This is a genomic window from Paraburkholderia sp. RL17-380-BIE-A (genome assembly GCF_046028085.1).
Taxonomy (GTDB): domain Bacteria; phylum Pseudomonadota; class Gammaproteobacteria; order Burkholderiales; family Burkholderiaceae; genus Paraburkholderia.
In genome coordinates this window covers 199590-214893 of record NZ_JARESQ010000014.1, presented here as the reverse complement: position 1 = coordinate 214893, position 15304 = coordinate 199590, and the positions used below count along the sequence as shown (strand labels likewise).

Genomic DNA, 15304 nt, shown 5'->3' with positions numbered 1-15304 from the left:
GGCGCGGCACTTATGTAACAGGCGGTCACTGCACCGCCCGCCGCCCGGTCAACCGTTCAAGGATTGCCAAAGACGCGCGCCTTATCTCAGGTCCGCGCGAATTCGCGCAATTCCGCCTGATCCGCAGCCAGCGTAGCAGGCAGTTCATCTCGCAGGAACTCGACCCACGTACGGATCTTGGCGTCCAGATACTGCCGGGACGGGTACAACGCGTACAGATTCATCTCCTGCGACGTGTATTCCGGCAGCAACCACACCAGTTCGCCACTTCGCAAACCGCTGATCGCCGAGTAGATCGGAATCAGCCCGACGCCCATGCCGCTCGACACGGCCACCGCCATGGCTTCGGCCACGTTCACCTGGAAGGTGGTCGGGCCGAGGGCGATGGTTTCCTCGCCGTTCGGGCCGTCGAAGGTCCATTTGTCGGTCGGGAAAACCGGCGTGACCATTTGCAGACACGTGTGACGCACCAGGTCCGCGGGCGTTTGCGGCACACCGCGCCGCTCCAGATAGGCAGGCGACGCGCACGCGATGCTGAACGCGCTGCCAATGCGCTGCGACACCAGCCCCGAATCCGGCAGACCGGTGGCGAGCGTGAGCGACACGTCGAAACCTTCGTCGAGCAGATCGGGCATGCGCTGCGCGAGCGTCAGTTCGATCTGCACCTCCGGATAGCGCTCCTGGTAGCGGCCTACGGCCGGCACCACGTAGTGCTGGCCGAAACTCGTCATTGCGTGGACTTTGAGTTTGCCGGACGGGCGGGCGTGGGCGTCGCTCGCCTCGGCTTCCGCCTGATCCACGTACGCGAGGATCTGCTCGCAGCGCTGCAGGTAGCGCTCGCCGGCCTCGGTCAGCGCGATGCGGCGCGTGGTGCGGTTCAACAGGCGCGTGCGCAGATGCGCTTCCAGATCGGACACCGCGCGCGACGCATATGCGGTGGTCGTGTTCAGATGCTGCGCGGCGCCCGTAAAGCTGCCCGCTTCGACGACGCGGACAAATACGCGCATGTTTTGAAGCGTATCCATAACTTTCCCTTGTGATCGGAAGCGATTGTTACACGATTCGCAAAGGCGATTGTCTCATATCGCGTAAAAATGCCTTGCATCTTTACCGGTTATTCCGCAATTGATCAAAAAATATAATGGCGCACATGCTTCTATAGTCATTTCTGGAGGAAATCGTGCAGTCTCCGGTACCGAAAGGGATCGCCGCAGCCGCGGTTCTTACGATCCTATTAACAATCGCCGGCTGTGCCAGTACCGGAGGCGTCGCGCCGCAAGCGAGCGGAGTCCAGCCCGCTTCGCTCGACGCGGGCAACGCGATCCGCGCCGCCAATGCGGACGCCCAATGGCCGGCCGTCGACTGGTGGCGCGCCTATAACGATCCGCAACTCAACGAGTGGATCGACGCCGCGCAAGCCGGCAACCCGAGCCTCGCGGCCGCCCAGGCACGCGTGCGCGAAGCCATGTCGATGGCGGGTGTCGCCCGTGCGGCGTTGTCGCCGCAAGTCAACGGCAGCCTGTCGATCCAGCGCCAGAAGTGGGCCGACAACCTGTACTACGGTCCCGGCCCGCTCGCGGGCGAGCAATCGTGGAACAACACCGGCACGCTCGGCCTGTCGTATCACCTCGATATCTGGGGCAAGGACAAGAACGCCGCCGAGCGCGCCCTCGACGCTGCTCACGCGAGCTCAGCCGACGCCCGCGCCGCCCAGCTCGAGCTGGAAAACAACGTGGTGCGCACGTACATCGAGATGTCGCTGAACTACGCGCTCCTCGACATCGCCAAGTCCACCTTGCAGCAACAGCAGCAGATCGTGGACCTGGCCAGCCGGCGCCTGAAAGGCGGCATCGGTACGCAGCTGGAAGTGAGCCAGGCCGAAACGCCGTTGCCCGAATACGAACGCGAGATCGACGAAATCGAAGAAAAGATCGCGCTTGGCCGCAATCAGCTGGCCGCGCTGGCCGGCAAAGGTCCGGGCGCGGGTGATTCGATCCAGCGTCCGACGCTTTCGCTGAACGCGCCGGCCGGCCTGCCGAGCGCCCTACCCGCCGACCTGATCGGCCACCGGCCGGACGTGGTCGCGGCGCGCTGGACGGTCGCGGCGCAGGCACGCGGCATCGACGTGGCCAAGGCCGACTTCTATCCGGACATCAACCTGCTGGCGTCGATCGGCGGATATGCGGCAATGGGGCCGCTGTTCCAGTTCCTGAAGAACCCGTCGCATAGCTGGAGCGCGGGGCCCGCGCTGTCGCTGCCGATTCTCGACGGCGGCCGCCTGCGTTCGCAACTCGGCGCAGCCTCGGCGAGCTATGACGAAGCCGTCGACCGTTACAACCAGTCGATTGTCGGCGCGCTCAAGGACATTTCCGATCAGGTGATCCGGATCCGCTCGCTCGCGACCCAAGCCGACGACGCCGACCGTTCAGTCGCGACCGCCCGCAAGAACTACGATCTGTCGCGCGAAGGTTATCGGCGCGGCCTGACCGACTACCTGAACGTGTTGATCGCCCAAAACCAGTTGCTGCACGCACAGGAAGGCGTGGCCAGGATCCAGGCCGAACGGCTCGGCGCGCATGCGTCGCTGGTCACGGCATTGGGCGGTGGACTCGACGACCCGGCCAACGGTCCGCTGGCGAAAGAAACGCTGCCGGCGCATGGCAAGGGCAAGACGGTCGCGCCCGGTTCGACCGCCAGCGCCGAGCCGGCCAAACCCGCCAGGTCGGGAAGCTGATCATGTCCGCTTCTCCTTTTTCCGCGCCGCGTCCGGCGTCGTTTGCAGCCTATTACGCGGCCGCCGCCGACTGGGCGCGTAACGACGGTCTGACGTGGATCTATCTGTTCAAAGCGCTCGCCGCCTGCTTCCTCGCGCTCGGCGTCGCGATGAAGCTCGACCTGCCGCAGCCGCGCACGGCAATGACCACCGTGTTCATCGTGATGCAGCCGCAAAGCGGCATGGTGTTCGCAAAGAGCTTCTACCGGATCTGCGGCACGCTCGTCGGTCTCGTCGTGATGCTCGCGTTAATCGGGCTGTTCGCGCAGCAGCCGGAACTGTTCATTGTCACGACCGCGATCTGGGTCGGCATCTGCACGGCGGGCGCCGCGCGCAACCGCAACTTCAGGTCGTACGGTTTCGTGCTGGCGGGCTACACCGCCGCGCTGATCGGCATTCCCGCTTCGCAGCACCCGGACGGCGCGTTTCTGAGCGCGCTCACGCGAGTGGCCGAAGTGGTGGTCGGCATTATCTGCGCGGGTGCCGTGAGTGGCCTCGTGTTTCCGCAGTTCGCCGGCTTGCAGATGCGCGGCACCGTGCGCGCGCGTTTCTCGGCCTTCGTCGAGTATGTGTCGGCCTCGCTCGCCGGCCACAATGACCGCGCGCAGATCGAAGCGACCAATGCGCGCTTTGTCGCCGACATCGTCGGCTTCGAAGCGGCGCGCAGCGTGGCCGTGTTCGAGGGTCCCGACTCGCGCATGCGCGGCGGCCGCCTCGCCCGTCTGAACAGTGAGTTCATGACCGCCTCGACGCGCTTTCACGCGCTGCATCAGCTGATGAACCGCTTGCGCGACGCGAACACCAGCGGCGCGGCGATCGCTGTCGATGCGCTCGAGCCGTACTTCCGGGAAATCGCCCCGCTGCTCGCGAAATCCGGTGAACCCGTGCTGAGCGCCGCCGACGCCGTTCACGCCGCCGCGCAACTCGAGGCCTTCAAAGCCGAGTTGCCCAAGCGCGTGCGCGCGACGCGAACAGAACTGGAAGCGCATCCCGACGCCCCGCTGCTCGACTTCGACACCGGCGCCGAACTGCTGTATCGCTTTATCGATGACCTGCACGCCTATGCGGCCACGTACGCGTCGCTCTCCGTCGATACGCACGAGCGCGAGCGCTGGGTCGAACGTTACGAACCGAAAACGAACGCGATTGCGGCAAGCGTCTCGGGCGTGCGCGCCGCCATCGTGATGATGGTGCTCGGCGCGTTCTGGATCGCGACCGCGTGGCCGAGCGGTTCGACCCTGACGCTGAACGCCGCGGCGGTGTGCGCGCTGGCGTCGTCGTCGCCGAATCCGAAACGCACCGCGTTCCAGATGGCCGCCGGCACGCTGGTCGCCACGGTGATGGGAATGATCGCGGTGTTCGGCGTGTTTCCGCACATCGACGGCTTCCCGCTGCTGTGCGCCGCGCTCGCGCCTTTCCTGCTGCTCGGCGTGTTCATGACCACACGGCCCGCGCTGGCCGGCTATGGCGTCGGCTACTGCATCTTCTTCTGTTTCCTCGCCGGCCCGGACAACGTGATTCACTACGACCCGAGCAGCTTCATGAACGACGCGATGGCGCTCGTGCTGTCGATGCTGGTGGCCTCGATCGCGTTCGCGGTGTTGCTGCCGCCCTCCACTCCGTGGCTGCGCAACCGCCTGCTGATGGATTTGCGCCGCCAGGTGGTGCTGGCGAGCCGCGCGGGCATGCGCCGGGTGCGCTCGCGCTTCGAGAGCGGCGCGCGCGATCTGATGTTCCAGATCAACGCGCTCGCGCAACACGAGCCCGAGCTGAAACGCGATACGTTGCGTTGGCTTTTCTCGGTGCTCGAAGTGGGCAACGCGGTGATCGACTTGCGCCGCGAACTGGCCACGCTGCCCGCCGACGCGCGTTATGCGCCGTCGATGCCGTGGCGCGCCTCGCTGCGTACCATGCGCGACGCGCTGGCCGCGCTATTCGAGCGGCCGCGTGAAGACCGCTTCGACCGCGCGCTCGCCGCGACCACCGACGCTATCACCGCGCTTCAGCAGATGCTGGTCGCTTTCGCGCCGCCGCGTGAAGAGCGGCACCAGCTGCAACGCATTTTGAGTCAACTGCATTTCATTCGTACCGCGCTGCTCGATCCGCAATCGCCGCTTGAATCGTTGATGAGCGGACGTGCCGGCGCGTCAGAAGGAGTTCGTCATGCCACGTGATATCGCCGTTCTGGACGCGTACATCCCGGCCATCGTGTTGCTGTTCATCGCAGGCGCCGCGCTTACGTGGGTGCTGGACCGCGTGATCGCCCATACGGGCCTGTATCGCGTGGTGTGGCATCCGTCCTTGTTCCGGGCCAGCTTGCTCGTGTGTGTTTGCGGCGTGCTGGGTCTCGCCGTTTATCGTTGATCAGAGTCGAAACATGACCATCCGAAATATTGTGGGCTTCGTCGCGACAGCCGTTATTTTTATCGTCGCGATTTTGATTGGACGCGTGCTGTGGGTTCATTACATGGATGAACCGTGGACACGCGACGGTCGCGTGCGCGCCGAGATCGTGAATATCGCACCGGATGTTTCCGGGGCGATCGTCGATCTGCCGGTGAAGGACAATCAGCTCGTGAAGAAAGGCGACCTGTTGATGCAGATCGACCCGTCGCACTATGCGCTCGCGGTTGAACAGGCGCAGGCCGCAGTTGCCGCGCGAAAGGCCGAGCTGCAGATGAGGCGCGATGACGCGCAACGGCGTGCCGATATGGATGCGCTGGTCGTGTCGAAAGAGAACCGCGAGAACGCGACTCACACTGCTTCGGCTGCCGAGGCGTCTTATCAGCAGGCTTTGGCCACGCTCGACGCGGCCAAGCTGAATCTCGAGCGCACGCGGGTCGTGTCACCGGTCGACGGGTATGTCACGAATCTGAGCGTGTTCCGCGGCGATTATGCGACGGTGGGTTCCGCCAAGCTGGCGATTGTCGATAGCCATTCGTTCTGGGTGTACGGGTACTTCGAGGAAACCAAGCTTCCGCATGTGCGCGTTGGCGACAAGGCTGAAGTCCGGTTGATGAGCGGTGGCACGCTGCAGGGGCACGTCGAGAGTATTTCTCGCGGCATTTATGATCGGGACAATCCTGAGAGCCGTGAACTGCTTGCCGATGTGAATCCGACTTTTAACTGGGTACGGTTGGCGCAGCGCGTGCCTGTGCGGGTGAAGATCGATTCAGTGCCCGACAATGTCGTGCTGGCGGCGGGGATTACCTGTACGGTTGTGGTTACGCCCGGGAGTGGTAAGGCAAGCTAATTTTTGCTTGCGTGCTTTTGGGTATGTTTCGGGAATGTCGTGGTTGGTTAGCGAGCGCTTCACCAACGCACGCGGGTAAATCCACCAGCCGCCTCGCACGCAAAAGTGCGGACGGGTTCCGGGTCGCGATCCTCTACGAGGATCGCTTCACCCGCGCTCACAACCTGAACTTACCCACCATCACCTTCAGCCCGCGTGCCTGATCATCCAGCGACCTGGCAGCCGCGGTAGCCTGCTCCACCAACGCCGCATTCTGCTGCGTCCCGGCATCCATCTGCGTGACCGCGAGGTTGATCTCCTCGATCCCTGCGCTCTGCTCGGACGAAGCCGCCGAGATTTCACCCATGATGTCGGTCACACGCTTCACCGCCTTGACGACCTCGTCCATGGTTTGCCCGGCGTCCTGGGCAAGCGTCGAGCCATTGCTCACCCGCTCGACCGACGTACTGATCAAACCTTTGATCTCCTTGGCCGCCGCCGCACTACGTTGAGCCAGATTACGCACTTCCGCGGCGACCACGGAAAATCCGCGCCCTTCCTCACCGGCACGCGCTGCCTCGACGGCCGCGTTCAACGCAAGAATATTGGTCTGAAACGCGATCCCCTCGATCACGCCGATGATGTCGCCGATACTGCGCGCGCTATCGTTGATCTCGTTCATCGTCGCGACCACGCGGCTCACCACCTCGCCGCCCTTCTCCGCGATCTCCGACGCGTTGTTGGCGAGCGTGCTCGCCTGCTTCGCATTGTCGGCATTCTGGCGCACCGTCGAAGTCAATTGCTCCATGCTGGTCGCCGTGCGTTCGAGCGCCATCGCCTGTTGCTCGGTACGCTGCGACAGATCCAGGTTGCCCATCGAAATCTCGCCCGATGCCGTCGCGATCGCGTCCGCGCTCGAGGCGATGTCGGCGACCGTCGTCGCGAGGCCGCTTTGCATGTCGTTCAGCGCGAACAGCATGCTCGACTTGTCCTTGCGGCCCAGCGCGATATCGACGGACAGATCGCCCGCCGCGATCCGGCTGGCGATTTCCTTCGCGTACGCCGGCTCGCCGCCGAGCTGACCGGCAAGGCGTCGCACCACCCACTCGCTGATACCGAACGCGAGCACGATCAGGCCGAGCGTCGCCAACGCGATCATCACGAACGACGAATGGTAGATAAACCCCGATGCCTCGATGGTTGCCTTCGCAGCCGTAGCGCGCTGCGCGACGAGTTCATCGACGAGTTTTTCGAGCTTGCCGGTTTCGACCAGCAGCGACACGTCCTGCGTGCCGACCTGCCAGTTCATTTGCGACAGGTCGAGCGGCTGCGCTTTCACGAGCGTCACGAAGTCGCGCAGATGGCCGCTCCACGCCGTCACGGCGGCGGCAAATTTCTTCTGCTGGTCGACCGCCTTCGCGTCGGAAGTATCGACGTACTGTTGCAGCGTGCCGAGTTGCGAAGCGAGACCGCTCAGGCCCGTTTCGATATCGGCGCCGAGATCGTCGCGCTCTTTCGCGGTGGTCGCGGTGAGCAGCATTTTCTGCGCGCGGCTCGCGCGCAGCATGTAGCCGCGTGCCTCTTCGGCCGCACGGCTGGCAACGTGCCCCTGATCGTAGATGGATTGTGCCGATGCATTCAGGCGGCTGATCTGGGTCAGCGAAAACACGCCGATCAGCAGCGTACCGATTAGCAGCACGGCAAACGCGAGGCGCAGCATTGCCTTCACCGACAAACCCTTGAGCCTGACCGCCCGCGAGCGGCTGCGCTCGCCCTGTGGCGGCGTTTTGCCAGCCGCTTCTCCCTCCGGTACGAATCCCGCGCCCGTCTGGCTACCCAGCGAAACTGCTTTCATATTCCCCGTCCCCACGTGTAGAACTGCCGGAAAGGTCGGTTCCGGCATTGCTGCTCATCTCTCCGGGTCAACGGCATAAACGTCTGCGATCTTTAGCGTCGCTCGCGAAATGCCGATCGTATGTCGCCCGGTCCTCGACGCGCCGCCTCGTAAGCCGCGCGCCCGCGATCGGTTTTATACATGGCCAAAAATCGCCGGGGCGGCATTTATCAGACGAGAGACCGCGCGCGTGGTCAGGCCGACACAATTGTTTTTGCACCGCCGGGGTGCGCGCGGCGCGCGATTCCGACGCCCTCACGCCGGCCCTCATCAACATCGCATGTCCGATTCGCGACAAAACTTGTCCTTACAATTCGCTCAGGCCACATTAAACTGCGACAAATAGCTGACCTCGCAAAAAACCGCGTCGAAATGCCGCAGCGCTGAAAACGGTGTTTGAACCACATCGGCGGCGTCAGATCACTCTTTCTCCTCTCTCATCTAGCGTATGGAAACGAGCCTCGATAAAAGCGCCCTCGCCGGCGCACCAGCCGGCGCCGGAACCGCCACCACCACCGCTGCGCAGCCGGCCGTCAAGGTCCAACGCACGGTCTACTCCGTGCTCGGCGCAATCAGCTTTTCGCATCTGCTCAACGACATGATCCAGTCGTTGATCCTCGCGATCTACCCGATGCTGAAAGACAACTTCTCGTTGTCGTTCGGACAGATCGGCCTGATCACGCTGACTTACCAGATCACCGCGTCGCTGCTGCAACCGCTCGTCGGCATTTATACGGACAAGCATCCGAAGCCGTATTCGCTGCCCGTCGGCATGGGCTTCACGCTCGCCGGGCTACTGTTGATGTCGGTCGCGCCCAATTTCGGCGTGCTGCTGGTCGCGGCGGCGCTGGTCGGCTGCGGCTCGTCGGTGTTCCATCCGGAATCGTCGCGGGTGGCGCGCATGGCGTCGGGTGGCCGTCACGGACTTGCGCAGTCGCTGTTCCAGGTGGGCGGCAACGCGGGTTCGTCGCTCGGGCCGCTACTCGCCGCGTTGATCGTGATTCCGCACGGCCAGCGCAGCATTGCGTGGTTTTCGGTGGCGGCGCTCGTCGCGATCGTCGTGCTGACACAGATCGGTCGCTGGTACAAGCAACATCCGTCGGTGAAGAAAGCGCGCGGCGCGGCCGGTCATGCCACGCTCTCGCGCAACAAGGTCATGTTCGCAATGGGCGTGCTGATTCTGCTGGTGTTCTCGAAGTACTTCTATCTCGCCAGCATCAACAGCTACTTCACCTTCTATCTGATCGACAAATTCCATCTGCCTGTGCAGGCCGCGCAGGTCCACCTGTTCGTGTTCCTTGCGGCAGTGGCGGCGGGCACGGTGATCGGTGGACCGGTCGGCGACCGGATCGGCCGCAAGTATGTGATCTGGGTCTCGATTCTCGGCGTGGCGCCGTTCACGCTGCTGCTGCCCTACGCCAATCTGTTCTGGACCGGCGTGCTGACAGTGATCATCGGCGTGGTGCTGGCTTCAGCGTTCTCGGCGATCCTCGTGTATGCGCAGGAGTTGATCCCCGGCAAGGTGGGCATGGTGGCGGGCCTGTTTTTCGGCTTCGCGTTCGGCATGGGCGGGATCGGCGCGGCCGTCCTCGGGCAACTGGCCGATGCCACCAGCATCACGTATGTCTACAAGGTCTGCTCGTTCCTGCCGTTGATCGGCGTGCTGACGGTGTTTCTGCCGGATGTGGAAGGCAAGCGCGCGAAGGCATGAAGACATTCCGACCTCAGGTCTGATGAGAAAAGGCGCTTCGGCGCCTTTTTCTTTGTCTTTATCCTGGCGTGAACTCGGGGACTGCGACGTATCAGTGACGCGGCCCCTTGCCACGTCCGACAGCGCACCGCATCGCTCATGGTGAACCCGCGTTGTCCGCCGAGCCACCCCTGCTCTATGCTTGTGCGGATACCCGCCTTGTCCTCGCGCAGCGCAGCGCCGCACGGCGACGCGCGCCGACATGCATTCACTCACGCAGCAGAAGGATCGCCGCAGATGACCAGCTACCGCGACTTCCACCGCCGTTCGATCGAGCATCCCGAAGCATTTTGGCGCGAAGAAGCGCGGCGCATTCATTGGCAGACGCCGTTCGATACGGTGCTCGACCGGTCGAATCCGCCGTTCGCGCGCTGGTTCGTCGGCGGCCGCACGAATCTGTGTCATAACGCGGTGGACCGGCATCTGGTCGAGCGCGCGCAGCAGAACGCGCTGGTCTATGTCTCGACGGAAACCGGCATCGAGCGGCGCTACACCTACGCCGAGTTGTACGCCGAGATTAACCGGATGGCCGCCGTCATGCGCTCGCTCGGCGTCAAGCGCGGCGACGTGGTCCTGCTCTATCTGCCGATGATCCCCGAGGCGCTGTTCGCGATGCTCGCGTGCGCGCGGCTCGGCGCGATTCATTCGGTGGTGTTCGGCGGCTTCGCGGCGCCCAACCTCGCGGCCCGCATCGACGACGCGAAGCCCGTGCTGATCGTCACCGCCGACGCGGGCGCACGCGGCGGCAAGGTGATCGACTACACGCCGCTGATGGACGAAGCGCTCGCACGCGCGAACCACAAGACGCCGCGCGTCTTGCTGATCGACCGGCAGCTAGCGCCCGAGCGCCTGAACGCCAGCTACCTGGTCGCCTACGAGCCGCTGCGCGAAAAGTTCTTCGATGCCCACGTGCCGTGCGAGTGGCTCGAATCGAATGAGCCTTCCTATGTGCTGTACACGTCGGGCACGACCGGCAAGCCGAAGGGCGTGCAACGCGACGTTGGCGGCTATGCGGTCGCGCTGGCGGCGTCGATGGAGCATATCTTCCAGGGCAAGCCGGGCGACACGATGTTCACCGCGTCGGACGTGGGCTGGGTGGTCGGCCATAGCTACATCGTCTACGCGCCGCTGATCGCGGGCCTCACCACGGTGATGTACGAAGGCACGCCGATTCGTCCGGACGGCGGCATCTGGTGGCGCCTCGTCGAGCATCACAAGATCAATCTGATGTTCACCGCGCCGACCGCCTTGCGGGTGCTGAAAAAGCAGGACCCGGCGTTCCTGAAGAAGGCCGATCTGTCTAGCCTGCGCACGTTGTTCCTCGCCGGCGAACCGCTCGACGAACCGACCGCCGCATGGATCTCCGACGCGCTCGGCAAGCCGGTGATCGACAACTACTGGCAGACCGAGACCGGCTGGCCGATGCTCGCCATTCCGCGCGGTGTCGAGGCGCTGCCGACCAGGCTCGGCTCGCCGGGCGTGCCGTCGGCGGGTTTCAATCTGACCTTGCGCAATGAGTTGACCGGCGAGCCTTGCCCGCCCGGCGAAAAGGGCGTGCTCACGCTGGCCTATCCGCTGCCGCCGGGCTGCATGTCGACGGTGTGGGGCGACGACCGGCGCTTCGTCAGCACGTATTGGTCGAGTGTTCCGAACCAGCAGGTGTATTCGACGTTCGACTGGGGCGTGCAGGACGAAGACGGCTACGTGACGATCCTCGGCCGCACCGACGACGTGATCAACGTCGCCGGCCATCGGCTTGGCACGCGTGAGATCGAGGAGGCGTTGTCGAGCCACACGGCCGTCGCGGAAGTCGCGGTGGTCGGCGTGACGGACGCGTTAAAGGGCCAGACGGCGATGGCCTTCGTGGTGCTGCGCGACGCGCAGGCTTACGCGGACGCCAGAAAGCGCAGCAAGCTGGAAACCGAGCTGATGGCGACGGTGGACCGCCAGCTCGGCGCAATTGCGCGGCCCACGCGGGTCGTGATGGTGTCGATGCTGCCCAAGACGCGTTCCGGCAAGCTGCTGCGCCGCGCGATTGCGGCACTCGCCGAAGGCCGCGAGCCAGGCGACTTGCCGACCATTGAAGATCCGTCGGCATTGCAGCAGGTGCGCGAAGCACTGGACGACGCCGGGGTTAAATAGCCGGGAACGTGCGCGGTGGGCGCGGTGGGTCGATGCCCGCCGTTGGAGTCGGCGGCGCCAATACGCATTCGACGCCGATCATCAGCCCTGTGAAATCCGCGCCTGCAGAAACCGCGTCAGAATCGCGTTCGAATATGTCCCGGCGATCTCCGTGAGAAACGACACGAAAGACGCCGGCGCATGATCGTCGGCGGTATCCGAGATCGTGCGGACCACCGCGCACGGCACGCCGTATTCGTGACAGACCTGCGCGATTGCCGCGCCTTCCATCTCCACGGCGAGCGCGTTCGGCAGCGCCTCGCGCAAAGCCCGAACGCCCGCTGCGCTCGCCACGAACTGATCGCCGCTGATAATCAAACCGCGATGCACGCGCGGCTCACGCGTACCGAACCGCGCCGCCGAGGCCGCGCCCTCTTCCGCGACGAAGCATTCGCAGGCCGCGGCGAGTTGCGCGGCGAGCGCCGCGTCGGCGCTGAAATGCGAGACGCCCAGCAACGGCACTTCGAAACGCGGAAACAACGGCGACGCGTCGAGATCGTGCTGAAGCAGCGTGTCGGCGACGACGATATCGCCCACCCGCACCTCGGCCCCGACGCCGCCGGCCACGCCGGTGAACACGATGGCTTCGACGTCGAACGCATGGATCAGGGCGCTGACCGTGGCCGCCGCCGCAACCTTGCCGACGCGCGCCAGCGTGACCACGCATGGCGCACCGTGCACGGTGCCCAGGTGATAGTCGCGCTGACCGTGCGTGATGGTGCGCACGCCGGCCTCGGCGCGCATTGCTTCGAGCAGATCGCCGAGTTCTTGCGGCAAAGCCGCCAGAATCCCGAGCGGCCGATGCGAAACTAAAGCGCCGCCGAGGCTCGGGTCGATCGCGGACGCGCGCGCGGCCATCGTGCCTGCATCAGCCGCTCCCGCGCCGGTCAATCGTGTGCCGGTCGCGCCTGCGTCAGTCGCTGCTGCGCCGGCCCCGCTCATCTCCGGCGTGCCCATGCCCGCCCCGCTCATTCCACCGCCTGCAATTTGGCGACGGCGAGTGCCAGCCACTTCTCGCCGTGCCGTTTGAATTTGACTTGCGCCTTCGCGTCGGTGCCGCCGCCTTCGAGCGCAGTAATCGTGCCTTCGCCGAACTTGGTGTGGAACACCTGCTGGCCGACCCGGAAACCCGTTTCCGCCGCACGCTGTTCGTTCGCGAACGCAGGCAACTGCGCGGGTGTCGACGATGCCGGTCCCGTATAACCCGGCCGCGCGAACCAGTCACGCCCATAACCCGCGTTGTCCGAACGGCCGCCCCAGCGCGCGCCCGCCTCGACCTTCGGCGTGAGCCACTTGAGCGTTTCCTGCGGCAGTTCGTCGAAGAAGCGCGAGCGGATGTTGTAACGGGTCTGGCCGTGCAGCATGCGGCTTTGCGCGAACGACAGATACAAGCGCTCCTTCGCCCGCGTAATCGCGACGTACATCAGGCGGCGCTCTTCTTCCAGCCCGTCCGATTCCATCGCGCTGTTCTCGTGCGGGAACAGCCCTTCTTCGAGACCGGTGATGAACACCGCCGTGAACTCGAGGCCCTTGGCCGCGTGCACTGTCATGAGTTGCACGGCTTCCTGGCCGGCTTGCGCCTGGTTGTCGCCCGCTTCGAGCGACGCGTGCGACAGAAAACCGGCGAGCGGCGTCATGGTGTCCGGGTTTTGCGCCGGATCGGCGATGCCGGGTGCGTCCAGCACGACGGTATTCGGGTCGTCCGTGGCAACCACCAGTTCGGGGGCGGCGGTCGCGCCGGGGCGCAGCGGAATGGAGCGCGCCGGCGTGTCCATGCCGTAGCCCTCTTCGCTGACGAACGCCGCGGCCGCGTTGACCAGTTCCTGCAAGTTTTCCAGCCGGTCCTGGCCTTCGCGTTCGTTCTGATAGAACTCCGATAGACCACTTGTGCGAACCACGTACTCGACGGTTTCCGGCAGGCTCATCTGCTGCGTTTCCGCGCGCATCTTGCCGACCAGATTGGCGAAGCCCGCGAGACTCGAACCCGCCTTGCCCGCCACATACGGAATCGCCGCGGCCATCGAGCAGTTGTACAGACGCGCCGCGTCCGCGAGCTGTTCGATCGACCGCGCGCCGATGCCGCGTGTCGGGAAATTGACGACGCGCGCGAACGCGGTGTCGTCGTTCGGATTGTCGATCAGGCGCAGATAGGCGAGCGCGTGCTTGACTTCCTGACGCTCGAAAAAGCGCAAGCCGCCGTACACGCGGTAGGCGATACCCGCGTTGACCAGCGTGTGCTCGATCGTGCGCGACTGGGCGTTGCTGCGGTACAGGATCGCGATCTCGCTGCGCGACGTGCCGGTGCTGATCAGCGCCTTGATTTCCTCGACGATCCAGCCGGCTTCCTGCGTATCGGTCGCGGATTCATACACGCGCACCGGTTCGCCGTGACCCGCGTCAGTACGCAGATTCTTGCCCAACCGCCGCGAGTTGTTGGCGATGAGCTGATTGGCGGCGTCGAGAATATGGCCGTGCGAGCGGTAGTTCTGCTCGAGCTTGATCAGGTGGCGCACGTTGAACTCGTGTTCGAAGTCGCGCATGTTGCCGACGTTCGCGCCGCGGAAGGCGTAGATCGACTGGTCGTCGTCGCCGACCGCGAAGATCGAGTTGGTCTGGCCCGCCAGCAGCTTGAGCCACGCGTATTGCAGCTTGTTGGTGTCCTGGAACTCGTCGACCAGAATGTGCCTGAAGCGCGCCTGGTAGTGGGCGCGCAGCGGCGGATTGTGCGCGAGCAGTTCATGGCAGCGCAGCAGCAGTTCAGGAAAGTCGACGACGCCTTCGCGCTGGCACTGCTGGTCGTAGGCCTCGTAGAGTTCGACGAATTTGCGGTTGAAGTTGTCGGTGGCATCGACGTCTTTCGGCCGCAGCCCTTGTTCCTTCGCGTTGTTGATGAAGTACTGGAGATTTTTCGCCGGATACTTTTCATCGTCGATGTTGAGGCCCTTCATCAAACGCTTGATCGCGGAGAGCTGGTCCGCGGTATCGAGAATCTGAAAAGTGGCCGGCAGGCCCGCGTCGCGATGATGCGCGCGCAGCATGCGGTTGCACAGACCGTGGAAGGTGCCGATCCACATGCCGCGCGTGTCGATCGGCAGGAGCGCCGACAGACGCGACATCATTTCGCGGGCCGCCTTGTTGGTGAAGGTCACCGCCAGAATCGTGGCGGGCGACGCCAGCCCGTGCTGGATCAGCCACGCAATACGCGTGATGAGCACGCGGGTCTTGCCGCTGCCCGCGCCGGCGAGAATGAGCGCCGGCTCGTTAGGGAGCGTGACGGCGGCGTGTTGTTCGGGGTTTAGATTGGCTAGCAGGTCGGGCATTTTTCTGGAGGGGCGGCAGATCGTTCGACATTATATGCCCCCGGGAGGAATGGCTTTTTTGTCGCCGCGGCGCGTTTGTCCATGCGTGTTCGGGCGCGCCGCTGCGCGGCCCCGCCATGAGAAAGCGCCCGACACCTGGCAAGCGCTTTCTCAT

General features: G+C 64.5%; 10 protein-coding genes. 6 read left to right on the top strand and 4 right to left on the bottom strand.

What is annotated here, in order from left to right; translation table 11 throughout:
• Positions 1–86: 86 nt before the first annotated feature.
• On the bottom strand, positions 87–1025 hold the full coding sequence (locus P0D68_RS24070) for a LysR family transcriptional regulator (protein WP_408187027.1): 939 nt from the start codon (positions 1023–1025) through the stop codon (positions 87–89).
• 155 nt (positions 1026–1180) lie between these two features.
• Between P0D68_RS24070 and P0D68_RS24065 the strand changes: the two genes are divergently transcribed.
• Genes P0D68_RS24065 through P0D68_RS24050 form a run of 4 tightly spaced genes read left to right on the top strand, consistent with a single transcriptional unit; the run spans position 1181 to position 6026 of the window.
• Positions 1181–2734, top strand: a complete 1554-nt coding sequence (locus P0D68_RS24065; RefSeq protein ID WP_408300406.1) for an efflux transporter outer membrane subunit — start codon at positions 1181–1183, stop codon at positions 2732–2734.
• Between the two features lie 2 nt (positions 2735–2736).
• Positions 2737–4947 (top strand): FUSC family protein, encoded by a 2211-nt coding sequence (locus P0D68_RS24060; RefSeq protein WP_408300404.1) that lies wholly within the window; start codon positions 2737–2739, stop codon positions 4945–4947.
• Positions 4937–5137: a DUF1656 domain-containing protein gene (locus tag P0D68_RS24055; RefSeq protein WP_011489172.1), complete on the top strand. Its 201-nt coding sequence runs from the start codon at positions 4937–4939 to the stop codon at positions 5135–5137. The genes P0D68_RS24060 and P0D68_RS24055 overlap by 11 nt, the downstream gene beginning before the upstream one ends.
• 13 nt (positions 5138–5150) lie before the next feature.
• On the top strand, positions 5151–6026 hold the full coding sequence (locus P0D68_RS24050) for an efflux RND transporter periplasmic adaptor subunit (RefSeq protein ID WP_091792663.1): 876 nt from the start codon (positions 5151–5153) through the stop codon (positions 6024–6026).
• A 157-nt stretch (positions 6027–6183) separates the two neighbouring features.
• On the opposite strand, the gene P0D68_RS24045 is transcribed toward P0D68_RS24050, so the two are convergent.
• Complete coding sequence (locus P0D68_RS24045) at positions 6184–7860, bottom strand: methyl-accepting chemotaxis protein (RefSeq protein ID WP_408300401.1); 1677 nt, start codon at positions 7858–7860, stop codon at positions 6184–6186.
• A 487-nt stretch (positions 7861–8347) separates the two neighbouring features.
• Between P0D68_RS24045 and P0D68_RS24040 the strand changes: the two genes are divergently transcribed.
• Both P0D68_RS24040 and P0D68_RS24035 read left to right on the top strand, forming a co-directional pair.
• Positions 8348–9610: an MFS transporter gene (locus P0D68_RS24040; protein ID WP_091792661.1), complete on the top strand. Its 1263-nt coding sequence runs from the start codon at positions 8348–8350 to the stop codon at positions 9608–9610.
• Positions 9611–9886: 276 nt separating this feature from the next.
• The gene (locus P0D68_RS24035) at positions 9887–11791 is read left to right on the top strand and encodes a propionate--CoA ligase (protein ID WP_408300398.1); all 1905 of its coding nucleotides are present in this window, start codon (positions 9887–9889) and stop codon (positions 11789–11791) included.
• Positions 11792–11872: 81 nt separating this feature from the next.
• Here P0D68_RS24035 and P0D68_RS24030 read toward each other — a convergent pair whose 3' ends face one another.
• Positions 11873–12688: a 5'-methylthioadenosine/adenosylhomocysteine nucleosidase gene (locus tag P0D68_RS24030; protein WP_408300434.1), complete on the bottom strand. Its 816-nt coding sequence runs from the start codon at positions 12686–12688 to the stop codon at positions 11873–11875.
• Between the two features lie 110 nt (positions 12689–12798).
• The gene (locus P0D68_RS24025) at positions 12799–15150 is read right to left on the bottom strand and encodes a UvrD-helicase domain-containing protein (RefSeq protein WP_091792659.1); all 2352 of its coding nucleotides are present in this window, start codon (positions 15148–15150) and stop codon (positions 12799–12801) included.
• Positions 15151–15304: the final 154 nt, after the last annotated feature.

Excerpts from the sequence above, each read along its gene's own strand:
- P0D68_RS24070 (WP_408187027.1), bottom strand. The coding sequence starts at position 1,025 with ATGGATACGCTTCAAAACATGCGCGTATTTGTCCGCGTCGTCGAAGCG.
- P0D68_RS24060 (WP_408300404.1), top strand. The coding sequence starts at position 2,737 with ATGTCCGCTTCTCCTTTTTCCGCGCCGCGTCCGGCGTCGTTTGCAGCC.
- P0D68_RS24055 (WP_011489172.1), top strand. The coding sequence starts at position 4,937 with ATGCCACGTGATATCGCCGTTCTGGACGCGTACATCCCGGCCATCGTG.
- P0D68_RS24050 (WP_091792663.1), top strand. The coding sequence starts at position 5,151 with ATGACCATCCGAAATATTGTGGGCTTCGTCGCGACAGCCGTTATTTTT.
- P0D68_RS24045 (WP_408300401.1), bottom strand. The coding sequence starts at position 7,860 with ATGAAAGCAGTTTCGCTGGGTAGCCAGACGGGCGCGGGATTCGTACCG.
- P0D68_RS24040 (WP_091792661.1), top strand. The coding sequence starts at position 8,348 with ATGGAAACGAGCCTCGATAAAAGCGCCCTCGCCGGCGCACCAGCCGGC.
- P0D68_RS24035 (WP_408300398.1), top strand. The coding sequence starts at position 9,887 with ATGACCAGCTACCGCGACTTCCACCGCCGTTCGATCGAGCATCCCGAA.
- P0D68_RS24030 (WP_408300434.1), bottom strand. The coding sequence starts at position 12,688 with ATGGCCGCGCGCGCGTCCGCGATCGACCCGAGCCTCGGCGGCGCTTTA.
- P0D68_RS24025 (WP_091792659.1), bottom strand. The coding sequence starts at position 15,150 with ATGCCCGACCTGCTAGCCAATCTAAACCCCGAACAACACGCCGCCGTC.